The following is a 17,601-nucleotide window of genomic DNA, read 5'->3' on the forward strand; positions in this document are numbered from 1 at the left end:
AGGTCCTTTCCCAAGACAGCTTGGTGACGCGAAGCAAGGACGCTAGGCTAGTAGCGGCTTCACCACATTCCCAGCCACGTCGGTAAGACGGAAATCGCGTCCCTGGAAACGGAAGGTCAGACGTTCATGGTTCACGCCCAGCAGATGCAGGAGCGTGGCATGAAAGTCATTCACGGATACCGGATCGCGGGCGATGGTGTAGCCCAGTTCATCCGTCTCGCCATAGGTCATGCCCCCCTTGATCCCTCCGCCGGCCATCCAGAAGGTGAAACATCCGCGGTGGTGATCACGACCAAAGCTCGGCGTGTCCCCCTTCGTGATGCTGCCTTGCGAATAACTGGTGCGGCCAAACTCACCACCCCAGATCACCAGGGTGTCCTTGAGCATATCACGTTGCTTGAGGTCCTTGATGAGTGCTGCACAGGGTTGGTCGATTTCCGAAGCACCCACGGCAAAGTCACGGGGAAGACCGCCGTGATGGTCCCAGCCCGGATGATAGAGCTGGATGAACTTCACATTCTTCTCAGCAAGACGGCGCGCGAGAATGCAATTCGCCGCGAAGCTGCCCGCCTTCTTTGCATCCTTGCCGTACATCTCATAGATGTGCTCCGGCTCACCGCTGATGTCCGTGACCTCCGGCACGCTGGCCTGCATGCGGAAGGCCATCTCATACTGCTCAATGCGCGAATTGATGGCTGCATCCTGCCGCACCGCATGCTCATGAGCATGCAGCTTGTTCAGCGCATCCAGCATGTTCCGCGTATCCTGCCGGGCAATCCCGGTTGGCTCACTGAGATACAGCACGGGGTCCTTTGCTGCCCTGAACTGCACGCCTTGATACTGCGTGGGCAGGAAGCCGCTGTCCCACAAGCGCGCGCTGAGTGGCTGGTCCACGCCACGCTTGCTGATGAGGACGATGAAGCTCGGCAGATCACGATTGTCCGTACCGAGACCGTAGCTTACCCAGGCTCCAATGCTCGGACGCCCAGGAAGCGGAGAGCCCGTTTGAAGAAATGTCAGCGCGGGATCGTGGTTCACCGCGTCTGAGAACATGCTCTTCACAAAGCAAAGGTCATCCACGACCTTTGCCGTCTCCGGAAACACCGCACTCACCCATGCACCACTCTTGCCGTGCTGGGCAAACTTGTACGGACTGCCCACAAGTGGGAAATAACTCTGCGAGCCCGCCATGCCAGGCAGCATCTTGCCCTTGCGCAAGGATTCGGGGAACTCCATCCCCTGTTTCTCGCTCAGGTAGGGCTTGTAGTCGAAGCTCTCCAGATGCGAGGGCCCCCCGCTCATAAAGAGGAAGATCACCCGCTTCGCTTTCGGTGCGAAATGCGGCAGCCCAGGCAGGCCACCCAGTGCTCCTGCTGGCGACTCAGCATTCGGCGCCGCAGACATCATGTCTGCCAGGGCGAGGCTGCCAAGTCCGAAACCGGAACGCTGGAGAAGCTGACGACGAGAGAGCATTCGAAAGGTGGCTGGTCTTAAATGTTCACGGTTTCATCACACACTCATCGTAGGCCAGCAGAGCCCGGGTGAGCATGGTGGTGGCGGCGACTTCAACGGCGTCCAACTTGTCATCCACGGCTGCCTCACCATTCTTGCGACGCAGGGCATCGGCCTCGCTGCGGCGGTTGGTGAAATTCTCACGCGCCTGTTTGACGAGTCCTACGAGAATATCGCAAGCGGCAGGGTCCAGTTCCTTTGCGGTGAGCAAGCGGAAGGCGGTCTTCGCACGGGCACAGTCATCGCTGGGATGTTCGCGCACGAGTCTTTCCGCAAGCACACGGGCGGCCTCGAGGAACTGGGGATCATTGAAGAGCACCAGGGCTTGCAGCGGCGTAGCGCTCTTCTCACGGCGTGCCTTGCAGAATTCACGCGTGGGCGCATCGAACACCGACATCGAGGGCGGCGGCAGCGTGCGCCTCCAGAAGGTATACACACTGCGGCGGAAGAGATCCTTGCCCGTACTCTGCACGTAGTCGTGTTGGGTGCCGGAGTCCTCCCACAGGCCCGCCGGCTGGTAGGGCTTCACCGGCTCACCACCGAGGCGCTTGTCGAGCAGTCCGGAAACAGCCAGTGCATTGTCACGAAGCTGCTCAGCTGTCAGACGCACCCGTGGTCCACGGGCTAGCAGCTTGTTCTCCGGATCCTGGATGAGCAGTTCAGGAGCAGCCGGAGTGCTGGACTGCCGGTAGGTGCCACTGAGCACCAGCATGCGGGCCAGGGCTTTCACATCCCAGCCATTATCCATGAACCAGACTGCCAGCCAGTCAAGCAGCTCAGGATTCGCGGGCAGTTCCCCTTGAATGCCGAAGTCCTCACTCGTGCCCGAAATACCACGACCAAAGAACTGCTGCCACATGCGGTTCACAAACACACGCGCTGTCAGAGGGTTGCGCCGGTCCACCAGCCACTGCGCATAGCCCAGTCGATTCCGCGGAAATTCCGGCGGGAAAGCGAACACACTGGCCGGCGTGTCCGGACTGACCTTGTCCGTCGGAGAGTCGAAGCGGCCACGATCGAGGATGCGTGTCTCACGGCGCTTCGCCTCAGGAAGCTCACGCATGACCATGATCTCCTGCATCTTCATGGAGAGCTGATTCTCCTCATCACGCAGCTTTTGCAGCGCTTCCGTCTGGGCCTTCCATTCCGGATCCTTCTCGCGCAAGTACCACTCGAACCACTCCTGACGCGCTACGGGACCGCCGGTGCCGGCAATCAAGCGCGCCTCGACCGGCGACAATTCACAGCCGTACAGGCGGAAGTCATCGACAATGGCGTCCGTGAGGTAGTTGTCATTCTTGCGCCCGGCGAGACCGAGCATCGAGTCTTCCACCTTGTCCTTGTCGATGTAGACCTGCGCGTAGGTGATGTCCTTGTAAAGATTGTCCCGCACGATGTCACAATCCGCGGCGACCCCATTGATGTACATGCGCAGGCCTTTCGCCTTGCTTGACCCATCGTACGTCGCGGTGATGTGCGTGAGCTGGTTGAGGGGCAGCTTTTGTTTCGCGCGAATGCGGATGGCATTGCCCGGCCAGAAATGGCAAAGCGCAAAGGAGGGCTTTCCGTCCTCGATGATGACCTCATAGCCACGCGAGCCTGCATCAAGGCCGGCGCGCGAATGGTGCATGATCACGGCGCGCGCCGTCTCCTTCATGGGCTGAATCCAGAAGGACGTGCTGAAGGGCTGCGTGCGTGTCCAGTCGCCTGCTCCCGGGATGGACACATGATTATCCCCCCGGAAGTGCAGGCCATTTCCATTGCGTCCCGGCATGACCTTCGACTTCAGTCGCACGGAGGCAGGGAACTGGGGCTGGGCGAGATTGGCGAACTTCTTGTCCTCCGTCATCTCCTCAAACTCGAGCCTCACCAGCGGCTTCGCAGCGGCGACCTCAGCATCACCGGAGCGAATCCACTGCATGAAGCGCTCGCGTGCAGTGGGAAGAAGACTGGCCCGGGCCATTTCCTGGGCCGCGATCTCAAAACGCACTTCCGCGTGCCGTTTCTCTTCCCCCTTGTCCTTGTACACGAACATGGTAGGCGCGGGGATGGAGTCCGTGTACACCGTATAGAGGCCGCACTCGTCGATGTTGTTCAGGAAGGCCGCGATACTGTAGTAGTCCTTCGTGGAGATGGGATCATACTTGTGGTCGTGGCAGCGCGCGCACTCCAAGGAGAGGCCCATGAAGGTGATGCCATTGGTCCGCACGCGATCCGCGATGATGTCCTGGCGAAACTCTTCCTCATCGCTACCCGCCTCATTGCTTTGCTGGGGCAGGCGGTTGAAGGCCGTGGCAAGGTACATGTCCTGCGTGGCGCCAGGCAACATGTCTCCAGCCGTCTGCCACAGGACGAACTTGTCATACGGCACATTGGTATTGAAGGCACGCACCACCCAATCACGGTAGGGCCAGGTGAGGCAGTCGTGATCTTCGTGGCGACCATAGGTGTCCGCGTACCGCGCCACATCCAGCCAGGCGACGGCCATATGCTCACCGTAGGCTTCGCCGGAAAGCAGGCGCTCCGTCACTTTCTCAAACGCCTCGGGCGATGTATCCGCCAGGAACGCATCCAACTCCGCCAGTGTCGGCGGCAGACCAGTGAGATCAAAGGTCACCCGACGCAACCAATCCTCCCGGGAGATCTCTGCCGCAGGGGTGATGCCCCCTTTCTCCAGCTTCGCCAGCACGAAGGCATCCACCGGGGCCTTCACACGGGACTCATAGCTCCGCAGCACAGGCATCTCGGGCTTCTGGGGTGGGATGAAAGCCCAGTGTTTCTCATAGGTGGCACCCTCTTCAATCCAGCGGCGGATGATGCCAATCTGCTCCGGCGTGAGGGGTCGCTGCTCCTTGGGTGGAGGCATGATGTCATCCGGATCATGGGTCACGAGGCGCTTCAGCAATTCGCTCTCGTCCGGCTTGCCTGGCACGATGGACTTCATCGTCAGGACGTTTTCCCTGTCATCGAGACGCAGGTCCGCCTTGCGCTGCTTCACATCCTGTCCGTGGCACTTCAGGCAATGCTCGGCGAGGATGGGTTTGACTTGGAAGTTGTAACTGACGGGTGCGGACTCGTCCGCGAAGGCTCCCATCGCGGTACCAAGCACCGCAAGCCCAAGCAGAAGTTTTCGCATAGAAACTGGCATTCAGAGGGAATTTCGCCCGGACACTACCCGAGTATTTCAAGGCATCAAGCACCAAGCCTGCCACTGCCTTCGGAAGGAGTAAAATGATCCGGAAATGACACGAATCCAAGCTTCTAGGCTCTATGAACCCCATTGTGCAAAACGTGGCGATTCACAATTTTTCCCAGCTAAAAACAACAAACGCGTGGGAAAAATCGGCTGGACGGAATCTGAAACTGGCTAAGCATCAGCCTCGCCGCTTTTGCCATGCCCCGCCTCCGCTCTCTGTTTACCCCCCTGAATTTTGGGCGCCTGATCCTCTTGGGAGTGCTGCTATTTTCTGCGGAACAACTCGACGAAATGCGCCCGCCGTGGAAATCCGCGTGGGCCCGCCACCGCGCGGAAGGCAAGGAACCGACCTTCAACGAGCATCTCTCGACCGGCCTCTGGTACGGCGCTGCAGCGCGGGTGGGCCTGTGCGGCCTGCTGCTGGTGGTCTCTCTGGGGTGGGGAGTGAAAAGGGAGCCCGGCAGCGGAACGACGTTCATGCTGGGAAAAAAGACGGATCCCCAGCTGTCCCCACAAGTCTTTGGCGTAGTGCTTGGAGTCATTGTGCTCGGCGCTCTGGCCATGCGGCTTCCCAGAATGGACCACTCCTTCTGGGGAGATGAGGCCCATGCCGTGGGAGCGTACATCCACGGGAACTTCCGCCCGGTGGACAAAACCCAGCTCGATGGCCCCCTGTTTTTTGAGCAACCCACTTGGGAGCAAACCTTCTTCAGCGCCCGCCATGGGGCGAACAATCACGTGGTCTTCAGCGCCACGAGCCGCTTGTGCCTGAATCTCTGGCAGAAAATCACCGGCCAGCCACACACTGCTTTCACGGAGTGGATCATCCGGTTGCCTGTTCTGATCGCAGGACTGGGTGCCTTGATCACCATGGCTCTGCTCCTCAAGAGGTGGGGGGCTCCCTTGCCGGGACTGATGACCGCCGCATTCCTCACGATGCATCCGTGGCATGTGCGCTATGGCGTGGAGGCACGTGGTTATGCCTTCATGCTGCTCTTCGTACCGGCGTTTCTCATTTGTCTGACGAATGCCCTGGAGAAAAATCGCTGGCGGGACTGGCTGGCGGTGGCGCTGATGGAGTTCCTCATCATGTACTCATGGGCGGGCGTCATGTATGCGCTGGCGATGGTGAATGTGGCGGCCGCAGCCCTCATGCTGATGCGCCGGGACCGTCTGCCACTCCTGATACGGTGGCTCACCGCGAACCTGCTGGCAGCAGCGGTCTTCGTTTCCCTGTATCTTCCCCACGTGCCGCAGATCGAAAGTGCGCGACGACGCCTTCTCTGGCTCAAGGGGCTGCCAATGGACAAGGTGTGGTTCCACAATCTGCTCACGCAGCCCTTCACCGGCATTTCATATCATGAGCAGTATGCCACCAATCCACATGAGCTGAGCTGGGAACGTCTGCTGTCCCAATCTCCCGTACTCACGGGCGTCGGATTCGTGGTCTTGTTTGGCGCATTCACACTGGGTTTCTTTGTCATGTGGCGACGTAGCAAGCCGGTGGCGTTGGTGGTGACCAGTGTGCTCTCTGCCGCGATTATCTGCACACTCCACTTCAAATACATCCTCGAGGACGAACTGCGCCCCTGGTACCTCATCTTCACCCTCCCCTTCCTCGCCATGTGTGTGGCTTTGGGCTGGCTGGAAGCAGCATGCTTCTGTGCGCGATGCGTGCCCCAACGATGGAGGAACATGACTTTCGCAAACACGATGATTGCGCTGGTCCTGCTGATGAGCGCGTCCCTGTGGCCTGCAAATGCAAGCCTGGTCTCAATGGCGGAGGAAAACTACAAGGGCGCCGTGGCAGCCACCATCGCGCGTCATGAACCCTTCTCTCCCGATGCCACCTCCGGCGTGTTGACCGTCTGGCTCTGGCGCTTCTCAGCGCTCTACGATCCGCGCGGAGAAAGCCGCGCCCGCGACCTCGCCACCGTGCAGCCCTATATGGAGAGGGCACTCCAAACAGGCAAGGAACTGTATGTCATCGTGGGCTTCCGTGATCTGGCCCAACTCAAAAGCGCGGACATCCTTGCGGTGTTGGAAGACACCGCCCGCTTCGAGCGCACCGCAACCTTCCACTCACGTGAATCCCTGCACTCACTGGATGTGTACCGCATGAAACGGCCGTGAGGAAGCCGGGCGATGCAATCCAAGTCTTCCGGAGACGCCTTCCACGTTACTACTCCGCCGCCATCTTCGGCACATCGCGTCGGGAGAAGCCAGCTTTCTTTTCCTTCCCCCACTCCAGCTTGTCACTCACTTGCTGGGGATAGGACCAGGCTTCCTTGTCATCATCATAGACAATGACGCGCGTGCGCTCGCTCGCCATGGCAACTGCCTGTGGCATGTCGAGGTATTTCAGCACATTCAGATAGATGGGTCCCTCCGCGTGTGAGCGCGGCACTTCGTGCAGGTCCAGGCGCGTGATGCCGTTTTCAAACAAGCTCGCGTAAACTGCATTCCCGGCCTGCAGGCGGCTGGCCTGCAACCAGAGCTTCGTGTTCTCCAGCCCGCTGAACGATCTCACAGCCCGAATGGCGCAAAGGATGTCCCAAGTCTGCTGACCTTCCAACGTCTGCCCCAGCAGGTAAAAACGGCGCAGACGTTGGGCCCGGGCTTTGTCAGCGCTGGCTTTTTCCTTTGCACTGCTGCCGTCCACCGACTTGTCCCACGCAGTGGGTCCGATACCACGTGGACACACATAGGCCATCCCCCACTTGAAGTTCTGGAACATCTTCTTCTCCTGCTCGAATGCCTTCGCATCAGATTGCGGAGGCATGCCGCTGGGGAAACACTCAGGAAACTTCGAACCGTACGTGGAGACGAACTCAGTCCATCCCTGCTCATCGAGCACGTTGAGGACCACCAGTTCCAAATCCTTGTGCCCAAGCCCTGCACGATGTGCCAGATACACCGGCAATTTCGCACCTTGATTCCGCCGAAGCAGCAGGTCACTCCATGCTTCATCGACCACGGTCATCACCACGCCGTCCGCCTCGTTCATCTTTTGAAGTGTCAGGCTGGGAGCCTTCTGTTCTTCCCTGGGAACTGGCCAGCTTCGAAAGACCTTCTCACGCAACGCGTTCATGGAGCGTTCGCGCCACTCCTTCCATTGATCAGCATTTTCAGAATTGGCTGGCGCTGGAGCCTTCGCCACGAAGGTTTCATCAATCTTCGTGTTCCTTTCGTCCTTGGGGAGCTCGGTGAAGACTCGTAGCTTCTCCATCGGAATGCCCTTCACCGCCGGTGAATCCAGTGTGCTCATGAGTTCCGCGCCCTGCAGGAACCGTGTCATCCAATGGAACTCACCCACATTGAGCGGCTGGGTATCCATGTGCGGTCCTTCCGCAAACTGCAGGCCGATATTCTTCTCCGCATCGAGCAGCTTGTAGATGCGACGGACGTTTTGATAGATGTTGAAGACCCCATCAATCGGGAAGATGCGATCCTTGTCCGTGTTCACAATGCACAGGGGGCGTGGTGCCACGAGAGCCGCCACGGTTTCGTAGTCCCACTGGTAGGTGTTCACCATGAACATGCAGTCGCAGTGTCCTTCCACGCACCCGTCCACCACATGATTGCGCAAGGTGGTAATGCCGGCGGTGGGCGCTGCGGCCTTGATACGCTCATCCAGTGCCGCCACCCACCAGGAGTACGCGCCGCCACCGCTGCGTCCCGTGACACCAAAGCGCGTCTTGTCCACTTCAGGACGTGACTCCAGATAGTCTAGGGCACGGATGCCCGCCCATGCCTCCACGCCAGCGGGTGTGTAGCCACGCGCCATCCACCACCAGCGTCCCTTGCTGTAGGTGCCATGATGCTCGCCGCGAATTTCACCGAGCTGCACGGTATCGATGACAAGACACACGAAGCCATGCTTCGCATACCACACCCCGTGGTGCTCGTAGCCCGTCTTGTTCCCGTAGCTGATGCCGTCCTTCATCTTGCTGGAGTGCCCACAGACGTAGAGGACGGCGGGCAGGGGCTTCTCCACCTGCTTGGGACGATAGAGATTCGCCGTGACATACAGGCCGGGCATCGACTGGTAGTGGAGGTTCTCCACAATGATGCCCTCATGCTCGAACTCTCCGGTCTTCGTCGCCTTCAGGTCCGTGCGGAGAGGCATGGGATCGAGCCCGAGCATCTCCGCAAGCTGGCGGCGGTACTCATCCTTTTTCAAAAGCCAGTCTTCCTTCGTCTTGATTTCACGGGCCAGCTGTCCCTCAAGGCGGCCGACCTCGGTTTTGAAGTTACCACGCAGAGCATCCAGCTGGGAATTCCCCTGCTCCGTGTCGAACTGGGCGAGAACTCCGGAGGAAGGCTGGCTCAACAGAGCCGCGGCAAGCAGGAGAAAGCGGATGCGCATTCAATCGAATCGCTGCCACATGGCTCGATCTTGCGGCGAGATATGCCAGCTTCTCCTACTAAGATGTGGTCCCCAGCGAGGCGCCGTCTGGAGCCTTCCCCCGGTTGCCAAAGAAGGAGAGGAGAGGTCCCGTAAGCAACGTGGTAGCGAGCGCCATGATCACCATCATCGTGAAAATCCGTGGTGAGAGGATTCCCATATCGTAGCCGATATTCAAGGCAATGAGCTCCATCAGCCCGCGGGTGTTCATCAGCGCACCCAGTTGGAGTGACTCCCTCCAGTTCATGCCTGCGAAGCGAGCAGCGCAAGCCGTGCCGCCGAGCTTGCCCAAAGTTGCGACCACGATAATCACCAGGCACACGAGCCAGCCAGCCCAGTCATTGAGCAGTCCCAGCTGTGTGCGCAATCCGATGAAGGCAAAGAAGAGCGGCAGCAGCAACACTGAGCTGAACTTTTCAACACGCACGGCAATCTTGTGACGGAATCCGTGGGTGTCTGGCATGATGGCCCCGGCCAGGAAAGCACCGAACAGTGCATGAATGCCGATCACCTCTGTGAAGAGGGCTGCGGCCACTACCACACATAGTATGGTGGCGAGCACACCTCCCGAAGGCTCATCTTTTCCAAGGCGCGCGGCACCAATCCAGCGGGGCAGCCCAGGCCTCACCACAAAGATCATTACCACCATGAACAGCACCAGAAGCAGGAGATTGAGAACGGTGCCTGCGACACCGGTGGATTGGGCAAAAGCCACGACAAAGGCCAGAAAGTTCCATGCGGTCACATCACCAATGGCGGCGCAGGTGATTGCCGTGCCACCCAACCTTGTCTTCGTCATGCCACGCTCCTGCATGATGCGGGCCAGTACAGGAAACGCCGTGATGCTCATCGAGACGCCCATGAACAACGCAAAGGCAGTGAATTTCGCGCCTGGTGCCGCGAGATTGCTGTAGAGGAAATAGGCGAGAATCACCCCAAGCAAAGCGGGGAACACGATGCTGGCATGGCTCACCAGCACTGCGGTTTGCGCCTTGCTGCGCACATGCCCAATCTCCAGCTCCATACCCACAGCGAACATGAAGAGGCAAACCCCCACCTGGCTGAGCAACTTCAGCGACTCCATGGAAGACGCCGGGAATACCACCGCAAAAGCATCCGGCGCCACCGCGCCAAATAGTGACGGCCCCAGTAAAATACCCGCGGCCATCTCTCCGATCACGGAGGGCTGTCCCAGCAAGGTAAACACCTTACCCATCACCCTCGAAGCAGCGATGATGACGAGCAATTGCACAAAGAGATGGGCAAGCGGGCTCTGAAAATGCCCTGCTATCCCGTGCCACATGGCATCAAGAGCATTCGCCGACGCAGCGTGCACCGCAGTCGACGGGGCCTTGGCCACCGCTGGCACGCCTTCAGGGACCGGCAGCGATGCACCCCATTGCAATACCATCACCATGACCGCGCCAACCGCGGCAAGTGTGATGATGTAAAACAGGGAATTGCGTTTCAACTGCACGGGAGGAATGCGTTCGTAGAGGCTATGATTCGGTGGCAGAACGTCGATGCAAAGATGCATCCACTCCCGCCAATGGACACCTTTCCCGTGATATCCAAAATACCATTTTATTCTGTGACTAATGCTGAAGCGGCATGAGTCACGGAACGCCAGATTTCTGGATGGCCGCTATTTCAGTGAGCGCAGCCAAGCCACGAGGTCACACAGTTCCTGCTCGGTCATGGTGCCATCCAGTCCCATGGGCATGAGGCTCGTGGTGAGGGTGGTGTTCGCTACGATGCTGGCGTGGGGCACGCTCTTCTCCTGGCCGGCCAAATCCACGAGGAGCAACCCTTCAGCGGTGTGACTGCGGATGAGGCCCATGAGGCTCTGGCCATCGCTGGTCTCGATGGCATGCGCTTCGTAGTCACGTGCCAGCGTGTTGCTGGGGAACATGATGCTCTCGAGAAGATCACGCTCTGTGCGAATGGCGCCAATCTTCGTGAGGTCCGGGCCGAGCGCGCGCCCGACTTCACCCACCTTGTGGCAGGCAAGGCAGGTCCCCTTCCCCGTGGCGAAGTGTTTCTTTCCTTCCTCGGCCCTCCCTTGAGTCTGCACTTCGCTGGCCAGGGAGGCGAGTTTCCGTTTCTTCGCATCGGTGAGCGCCGCCGCCTGCCGGATGGCGGGAGCCACCAAGTCATATGCCTCGGGCAGCGAGTTGGCGAAGGCGGTCTTGAACGCGCTCTCTTCGATCGCACCGACAACCGGAGATTGAGCGAAGGAACTTGCGAGGGCCTTGATGGTGTCCGCATCCTTCGTCTTGCGCACGAGCTTGAGCATCTCCTGAAGCTCCAACGGCCCCAGCGTGGGAATCGTCCCCGCAAGCTGCAGCAATTGCTCCTTCATGAGAGGCACGGTGGCCAGCACTCGGGCGGCCTCGATGCGTGCGGTGACGTTCGTCACGTCTCCGAGCAACTGGGTGAGCAAGGCGAAACCTTCGGGACTCAAGATCTTGCTGCCACGCGAGGTCGCACTCAACGCCTTGAGGCGGATGGATTGAGGACGCTTCGGATCATTCACCATGGCTTGCAGCACCACGTTGAATCGGTCGCTCTTCAACCGGGTCACAGCTTCGATGAGCAGCCCCAGATCGCTGGAGCCCGCTTCCGCAAGACTCTTCTCCAGGGGCTCAAGCCATTTCTCATTCGTGATGCCGGTCGTCTGCGTGGAAAGGATGTGCCATGCCACACGGCGCACGGAGACCTGAGCGCTGCCGAGCATCGCTGCCACGAAATCCTGCACAGGCACCTCCTTGAAATGCGCCTCGATAATCTCCGCGGCCATCTGCAGCTTCATCTCAGATGCAGGAGACTCCTCCAGCCACTTCTGCATTACCGGCAGCATGACTTCGCCACCGTTCGGCATGGCACACGCCGTACGACGAATGGCATTGGCAAGACCGGAATCCCCAGCCGCGTTCACATTTCTGGCCGCTGACAGCAGTGAGGCAGCTGCATCGGCCTGATTCTCACCCTGCGATGCGAGGACCAGAAGGCGGCTGGCCAACAATTCATTTCGCGTATCGATGGGTGGAAGCCCCCCCTTGGCAAACAACGCTTGCGCGGCATGCATAATAGCATGCTCCAGCGCTGGCTCCACAGCTGAATCGAGCAGCTTCAGCACCGCATCGCGCACCTGGGGATTCTTGCCCGGATGCTCTGCGATCCACTGGCACGCCTGCACCTTGGCGCGGGCATTCTGATTCCCAGTCAGTTGCTTCAACGCCTCATTCTCATCGCGGATCTCCCAGGACTCCTTCCAGAATTTCAGGGTGTTGACCACCTTGGCCAATCCTCCCTTCACATCCTTTCTTCGCACGCGATACACTGCGCCCTTCGCCTCCGGCTTGGCCATGAGACTGCTGGGACAGCCAATGCGGAACCATCCACCTGTATCCAGCACGAGCAGGTCGCCCAGTTCATCCTCGATCACGTCCGTGAAATGCACGTCCGGCGAATCCGGCAGCCGGAGGAACTCATGCTCCGTGGCCTTGTAAGTCACACCATGCGGCAGCAACTCCATACGCACCACCCGCTGGGTGTTGAAGTGGGTCACGAACATGCTCAACAGTCCGGCTTGTTGCTCCACCGTGGAATTCTTTGGGTCGAACAATCCACTCTTGGAAATCACACACCCACTCACCGCCACGTGGCCGAAATTATGAATCACCGGCATATGTTCCAACGTGCGTGGCAGACCTTCAATGGCCTTCATCATGTCTGCCCGCTCATACACGCCCCCCTGCAGCCAGTGCATGAGTGTATCCCCACGCGGCTGGGAGTAGTAGAGGTTGCAGGTGCCGATGATGTCCCCACTGGGCGTGAAATCGATCTCCGTAGGGTTGTCCGCGCACCCCAGGGAATGCCACCGCACATCGCCGCCATCCGGCTCGCAGGACCAGATGCCACTGGCCAGTCCTTCATGCACGAGAGTGCCATCCTTCTGCGCCACCTTGTGCCCCTTGCGCCCATGGCACCAGTAGAGCCTCCCGTTCGGATGCAGGAATGGTCCGTGCACATCTGCCGCATTGCCGGTGTACTCGAATCCACCCACGATCATCTCACGTTGTTCTGCCACGCCGTTGCCATCCGCATCCGTCAGTTTCCAAATGCCGGGAGGTGAAGCCACATACAGGCTGCCCTTCAGCCACACCGCGCCCTGGGGAAAAGTCAGCTTGTCTGCGAAGACCGTGCTCTTCTCGAAAACACCATCGTGATCCGCGTCCTCCAGCATCAACACGCGGTTGGGCGGATTCTCTTCGAGCCGTTTCTTGTTCCAGTTCAGTCCCACCGCATCCCCCAGGAACAAGCGCCCCTTGTCATCCAGGCAGCCCATGATGGGATGCGTGACCAGCGGGGCCGCTGCTGCCGTGACCAGCTCCCAGCCTTCCGGCAGCGTGGCCTTGGGTGCCTGAGATTTCATCCCTGCAACGGCTGCGGCATCTGCCGACACCACCACTGGTCGGATCGCGTCTGCAGGAATCGTCTTGGACTCATCCGGCTTGAGATCTGCGGCAGCAAGATCGCCAGCTGCTCCGAGGTGGAGTGCTGCAAGAAAAGCAAGAACGCGGTGAGGCATGCGATGGATACGCGATGCGCCGGAGCCCCTTGCAATACCAGGCTCTCCGGCGATGCCTCTACGGTGACCGGTTATGAGACTTTCGTCACGCTGAAGCTGAAGTCCGGGCGCTTCTCAAACTCATGCAGCAGCTTTCCATTGGCATCAATGTGGCGGAAAATGAAACGCTGCTCGTTCGCCTGGATGTGGCTGAAGCCATAGACGGCCTTCGAGTAGGGGCCACGGTCGGCAATCTTCGGTTCACGCACACGGGCACCACCACCACCTGAAAGGATGTGGCTGGTCTTCTTTCCCGCGAACTCCAGATGCTGGAGGTCATGGTCATGACCGCACATGTAGAGGTGAACGCCGTTTTCCTGCATCAACGAATCGAATGCCGCCTGCAGTGGCTTGGAGTCGCCGTGGATGCCATTGCTATACAAAGGATGGTGCCCCACCACAATCGTCCACGTGGCACGTGGCTTTTTCAATTCTTCCTTGAACCAGTAGAGCTGCTCTTGCTCCTCTGCTTCAATAAGTGAGTTCTTCAGCTTCCCATCCTTTTTGTTCCTCCCACCACTCACGGCACGGAAGTTGGTGTCAAGGCAGATGAAGGTGACCAGCGGCTTGCCAGCGCTCCCCCCCATGTCCATGCGATGCCACTTGTTCGGCATGGTCCAACGGGTGCCGGGCTGCTTGCTGTACTCCACCTGCACGAGCTCTCCGCCTGCATTGTCGTGGTAGTCGTGGTTCCCCAGCACGGCGGGGCAGGGGCAGTCAAAGACACTCTTGGGGTACATGTCGTCAAACCCCGTCTTCCAGCGCTCCGACTTCAGGCCGCCGGTCATCTTGCTGTAGAAATTGTCCCCGAGAAGCAGGAGTCCTTTCGGCTTCACTCCGAGTCTCCCCACGTAACCCTTCATGCCATCCGCCACGGCGGACTGGGCGGGTTGCATGCTGCCAAAATCACCCAGCGCAAACCAGTGCTGATCGTCCGCCGCGGACTCCGCTGCGGAGATGCCATCGGGACGCAGATTCAGGCCAAGGGCCGCGCTCGAGCAGAATACAGTCTTCAGCAGGCGGCGGCGTGACCAGGTGGTGGAGGAAGAGGGAGCAGTCTTCATTGGAAAAGGAAACGCGGGTACGGGCAAAACCTTGCCACACTTATATCCCACCGGACAAGCCTCCCCTTGCAAGGTTTTGGCCACTCGGCTTCGTATGAGCAACGTCTGCTTCATGGATACCGTCCACCGTCTCTGCACTTTCATCTGCCTGCTGGCCCTTGTGCCGCTCCGGGCACAGGCGGAGGGAGATCTGCTCTCCCGCGCAGCGCATGTGCTGGATGGGGAACTCCAACGCACGGATGCCCGCATTGGTCAGATTCATCAGATTCTTGGCACCCTGGCACGCGTTCCCGCCGAGCAGACCGGGGAACGGCTCGGCTATCACAGCCGCATCCTTCAAGGGACGCCAGAACAGCTCTGGGTACAGATTGATCTGTCAGCCAGTGAGACACTCGACACCGTGGTAATCGTACCGGTGGTTCTGCCTAAGGAACAGGGTGGCATCGAAGGCTATGGCTTCCCGTGGCGCTTCAAGGTGGAAGTCTCGGATGACGCAGGCTTCGCGACGGCATCGACCATCGATGATCATACGAAGGCGGACTTCCCCAATCCCGGAAAGGTGCCCGTGATCCTGCGGGTAGGAGAGACGAAAGGAAGATATCTGCGTCTCACTTCCACCCTGCCCGCGGGCCGTCGCAACAAGAATGGGCAGGTCAGCTGGCCATCGCTGGCCCTGGCGGAAATCATGGTGCTGCGAAATGATCGCAATCTCGCAGCTGGCCGCCCCGTCACCGCGCCGACTTCCCGTGAAGCACCCCCCGTATGGTCACTGGCAAATCTGACCGACAGCGAGAGCATTCTGGGACCACCTGTGGGCGCCGTGCCGACAGAGCGAAAGGGCTGGCACAGCATTGCCTATCCCGAGGCGAACACGCCATTAGAGATCACGCTCGATCTCGGGGAGGCATATCCCATCGAGGATGTGCGCCTCTTTCCCATGCGCTGGACGGGATACCCACACTGGGTGGGATTTGGTTTTCCTGTGCGCTTCAAGGTGGAGAGCGCGCTTGAACCTTCGTTCTCGCTCCCTCATCTCGTGGCAGACTTCACGGCGACCGACTTCCCGAATCCCGGGATGAATCCGACCGTGATGCCAGCCAATGGCATCATAGGAAGGTACGTCCGAATCACGACCACCAAACAGTGGGAACGTTTCACCGACCATGCGGTGGCCTTGTCCGAGGTGCAGGTGTATTCCGCGGGCAGAAACGCGGCCAAGGGCAGAACACCGCGCACCACCAGTGTTTACCCGGACAAGCCCTGGGCCGACGCGAATCTGGTGGATGGTGATGCCAGTGAGAACCCCATCCTGGCATTCCCAGCGTGGATCGCGCAATTGGAGCGGAGTATTTCGCTGGAGCGTGAGCTGACCGAACTCGAAGAAGAGCGCACCGCACGCATGCAACAATGGCGGGAGTGGGCGATGTCAGCAGGCATCACTCTCGGCACACTGGTGCTTGTGCTGCCTACCGTCTTTCTCATCCGCAACAGCCTGCGGCGGAGACGTGACCTTCGGCAACTCCGTGAACGCATCGCGCGTGACCTGCATGATGAAGTCGGCAGCAACCTGGCAGGCATTGCACTGCTTTCGCGTGAGGCGGAAAAGGCGGATGCAGCAGGGCGGGCATCCCTGCTGGAAGAGATCCAGCGCGTGGCGCAGGAGACCGCCGGCTCCATGCACGATCTGGTGTGGATGATCCAGCCCGGAGCTCCCGGTGACCTCGTGAACGGCCTGCGTGCACTCGCAGAGCGCATGCTCAAGGGGATGGAACAGGTGGCCTTCAATGCGATGGAGGACGCACGACGGATCACCATGAGCCTGGACATGCGCCGCGAGCTTTATCTGATGTGCAAGGAGGTGCTGCAAAACATCGTAAAACACAGCCAGGCCACTGCCGCCGGCATGCTCGTGGAAGTGAAAGGTGGCGCTCTAAAGGTCACTATCGATGACAATGGCCGCGGCTTCGATACCGCTGCGTCCTCCAACTCAGGTTTCGGACTCAACAACCTTCGCGAGCGGGCGCGACGCATAGGAGGAAGTTGCGCCTTTGAGTCTGATACCGGAAAGGGAACAACGGTCACCATCACCGTCCCGCTGCAATAACCCCATGAGCACACGCGCCCGCATCTGGATTGCCGAAGACAACGCGACCTATCGCGGCGCCGTGGCGCGTGCCCTGAGTGCACGGGAGGAGATGCTGTGCGAGAAACAATTCTCCACAGGCAAGGCCCTGCTGCAGGCCCTTGATGGCAGGGACACCGCGCCGGATGTTATCTTGCTCGACGTGGGCCTGCCAGATGGCAGCGGGCTGGACCACATCCCCCGCATCCGCGATCTCGCTCCGGAATGCCGCGTATTGATTCTCACGGTCTTTGAAGAAGAGGGAAAAATCACCGAGGCCATCTGCAACGGCGCCCAAGGCTACCTGCTAAAGAGCGCTTCCGTGGAGGAATTGGTGCAGGGCATCCAGCTCTCTCTCGCGGGCGGCGTGCCCATGACACCGCGCATTGCCCACTGCATGCTGAAGCTCTTCTCCCAGTTCGCGCCGAAACAGGCTGACTACGGACTCAGCGCGCGGGAGAAGGACACACTGGAACTCATGGTGCAGGGGTACATCCGCAAGGAGATTGCCGATCGCCTGGGACTGAGCCTGCACACGGTGGATACCTACCTGCGTGGAATCTACAAAAAGCTTGAAGTCAATACCCGCACGGGTGCCGTCGCCAAGGCGCTGAAAGAGGGGCTGATTTGAGAGCAGGCTCTTACAGCCTCACGATCTCTCGTGAG

The 17,601-nt window shown here is 59.5% G+C and carries 9 protein-coding genes; 3 read left to right on the forward strand and 6 right to left on the reverse strand.

Annotated features, from left to right (window positions below; all coding sequences use genetic code 11):
- Positions 1-42: 42 nt before the first annotated feature.
- Both DES53_RS10840 and DES53_RS10845 read right to left on the reverse strand, forming a co-directional pair.
- Positions 43-1,473, reverse strand: coding sequence for a DUF1501 domain-containing protein (locus DES53_RS10840; protein ID WP_113958286.1), 1,431 nt, complete (start codon positions 1,471-1,473; stop codon positions 43-45).
- Positions 1,474-1,498: 25 nt separating this feature from the next.
- Positions 1,499-4,648: a DUF1553 domain-containing protein gene (locus DES53_RS10845; protein WP_245958137.1), complete on the reverse strand. Its 3,150-nt coding sequence runs from the start codon at positions 4,646-4,648 to the stop codon at positions 1,499-1,501.
- 258 nt (positions 4,649-4,906) lie between these two features.
- On the opposite strand from DES53_RS10845, the gene DES53_RS10850 reads away from it, so the two are divergent.
- Positions 4,907-6,841, forward strand: a complete 1,935-nt coding sequence (locus DES53_RS10850; protein ID WP_113958287.1) for a glycosyltransferase family 39 protein — start codon at positions 4,907-4,909, stop codon at positions 6,839-6,841.
- A gap of 49 nt (positions 6,842-6,890) precedes the next feature.
- Here the strand turns inward: DES53_RS10850 and DES53_RS10855 are convergent, their stop codons facing one another.
- The 4 genes from DES53_RS10855 to DES53_RS10870 all read right to left on the reverse strand — a co-directional run bounded on the left by DES53_RS10855 (position 6,891) and on the right by DES53_RS10870 (position 14,813).
- The gene (locus DES53_RS10855; protein WP_113958288.1) at positions 6,891-9,077 is read right to left on the reverse strand and encodes an alpha/beta hydrolase family protein; all 2,187 of its coding nucleotides are present in this window, start codon (positions 9,075-9,077) and stop codon (positions 6,891-6,893) included.
- A 58-nt stretch (positions 9,078-9,135) separates the two neighbouring features.
- On the reverse strand, positions 9,136-10,593 hold the full coding sequence (locus tag DES53_RS10860) for a cation:proton antiporter (RefSeq protein ID WP_245958138.1): 1,458 nt from the start codon (positions 10,591-10,593) through the stop codon (positions 9,136-9,138).
- A 168-nt stretch (positions 10,594-10,761) separates the two neighbouring features.
- Entirely contained in the window at positions 10,762-13,710 is a 2,949-nt protein-coding gene (locus DES53_RS10865; protein ID WP_113958289.1) for a PVC-type heme-binding CxxCH protein, read from the reverse strand.
- A 71-nt stretch (positions 13,711-13,781) separates the two neighbouring features.
- Positions 13,782-14,813: a metallophosphoesterase gene (locus DES53_RS10870; RefSeq protein WP_113958591.1), complete on the reverse strand. Its 1,032-nt coding sequence runs from the start codon at positions 14,811-14,813 to the stop codon at positions 13,782-13,784.
- A 112-nt stretch (positions 14,814-14,925) separates the two neighbouring features.
- Here DES53_RS10870 and DES53_RS10875 point away from each other — a divergent pair, with 112 nt between their 5' ends.
- Together DES53_RS10875 and DES53_RS10880 are read left to right on the forward strand one after the other, a co-directional pair.
- Positions 14,926-16,917, forward strand: a complete 1,992-nt coding sequence (locus tag DES53_RS10875) for an ATP-binding protein (RefSeq protein ID WP_170157015.1) — start codon at positions 14,926-14,928, stop codon at positions 16,915-16,917.
- A gap of 4 nt (positions 16,918-16,921) precedes the next feature.
- Positions 16,922-17,566, forward strand: a complete 645-nt coding sequence (locus tag DES53_RS10880; protein ID WP_113958291.1) for a response regulator — start codon at positions 16,922-16,924, stop codon at positions 17,564-17,566.
- Positions 17,567-17,601: the final 35 nt, after the last annotated feature.

It is taken from the genome of Roseimicrobium gellanilyticum (genome assembly GCF_003315205.1).
GTDB classification, from domain to species: domain Bacteria; phylum Verrucomicrobiota; class Verrucomicrobiia; order Verrucomicrobiales; family Verrucomicrobiaceae; genus Roseimicrobium; species Roseimicrobium gellanilyticum.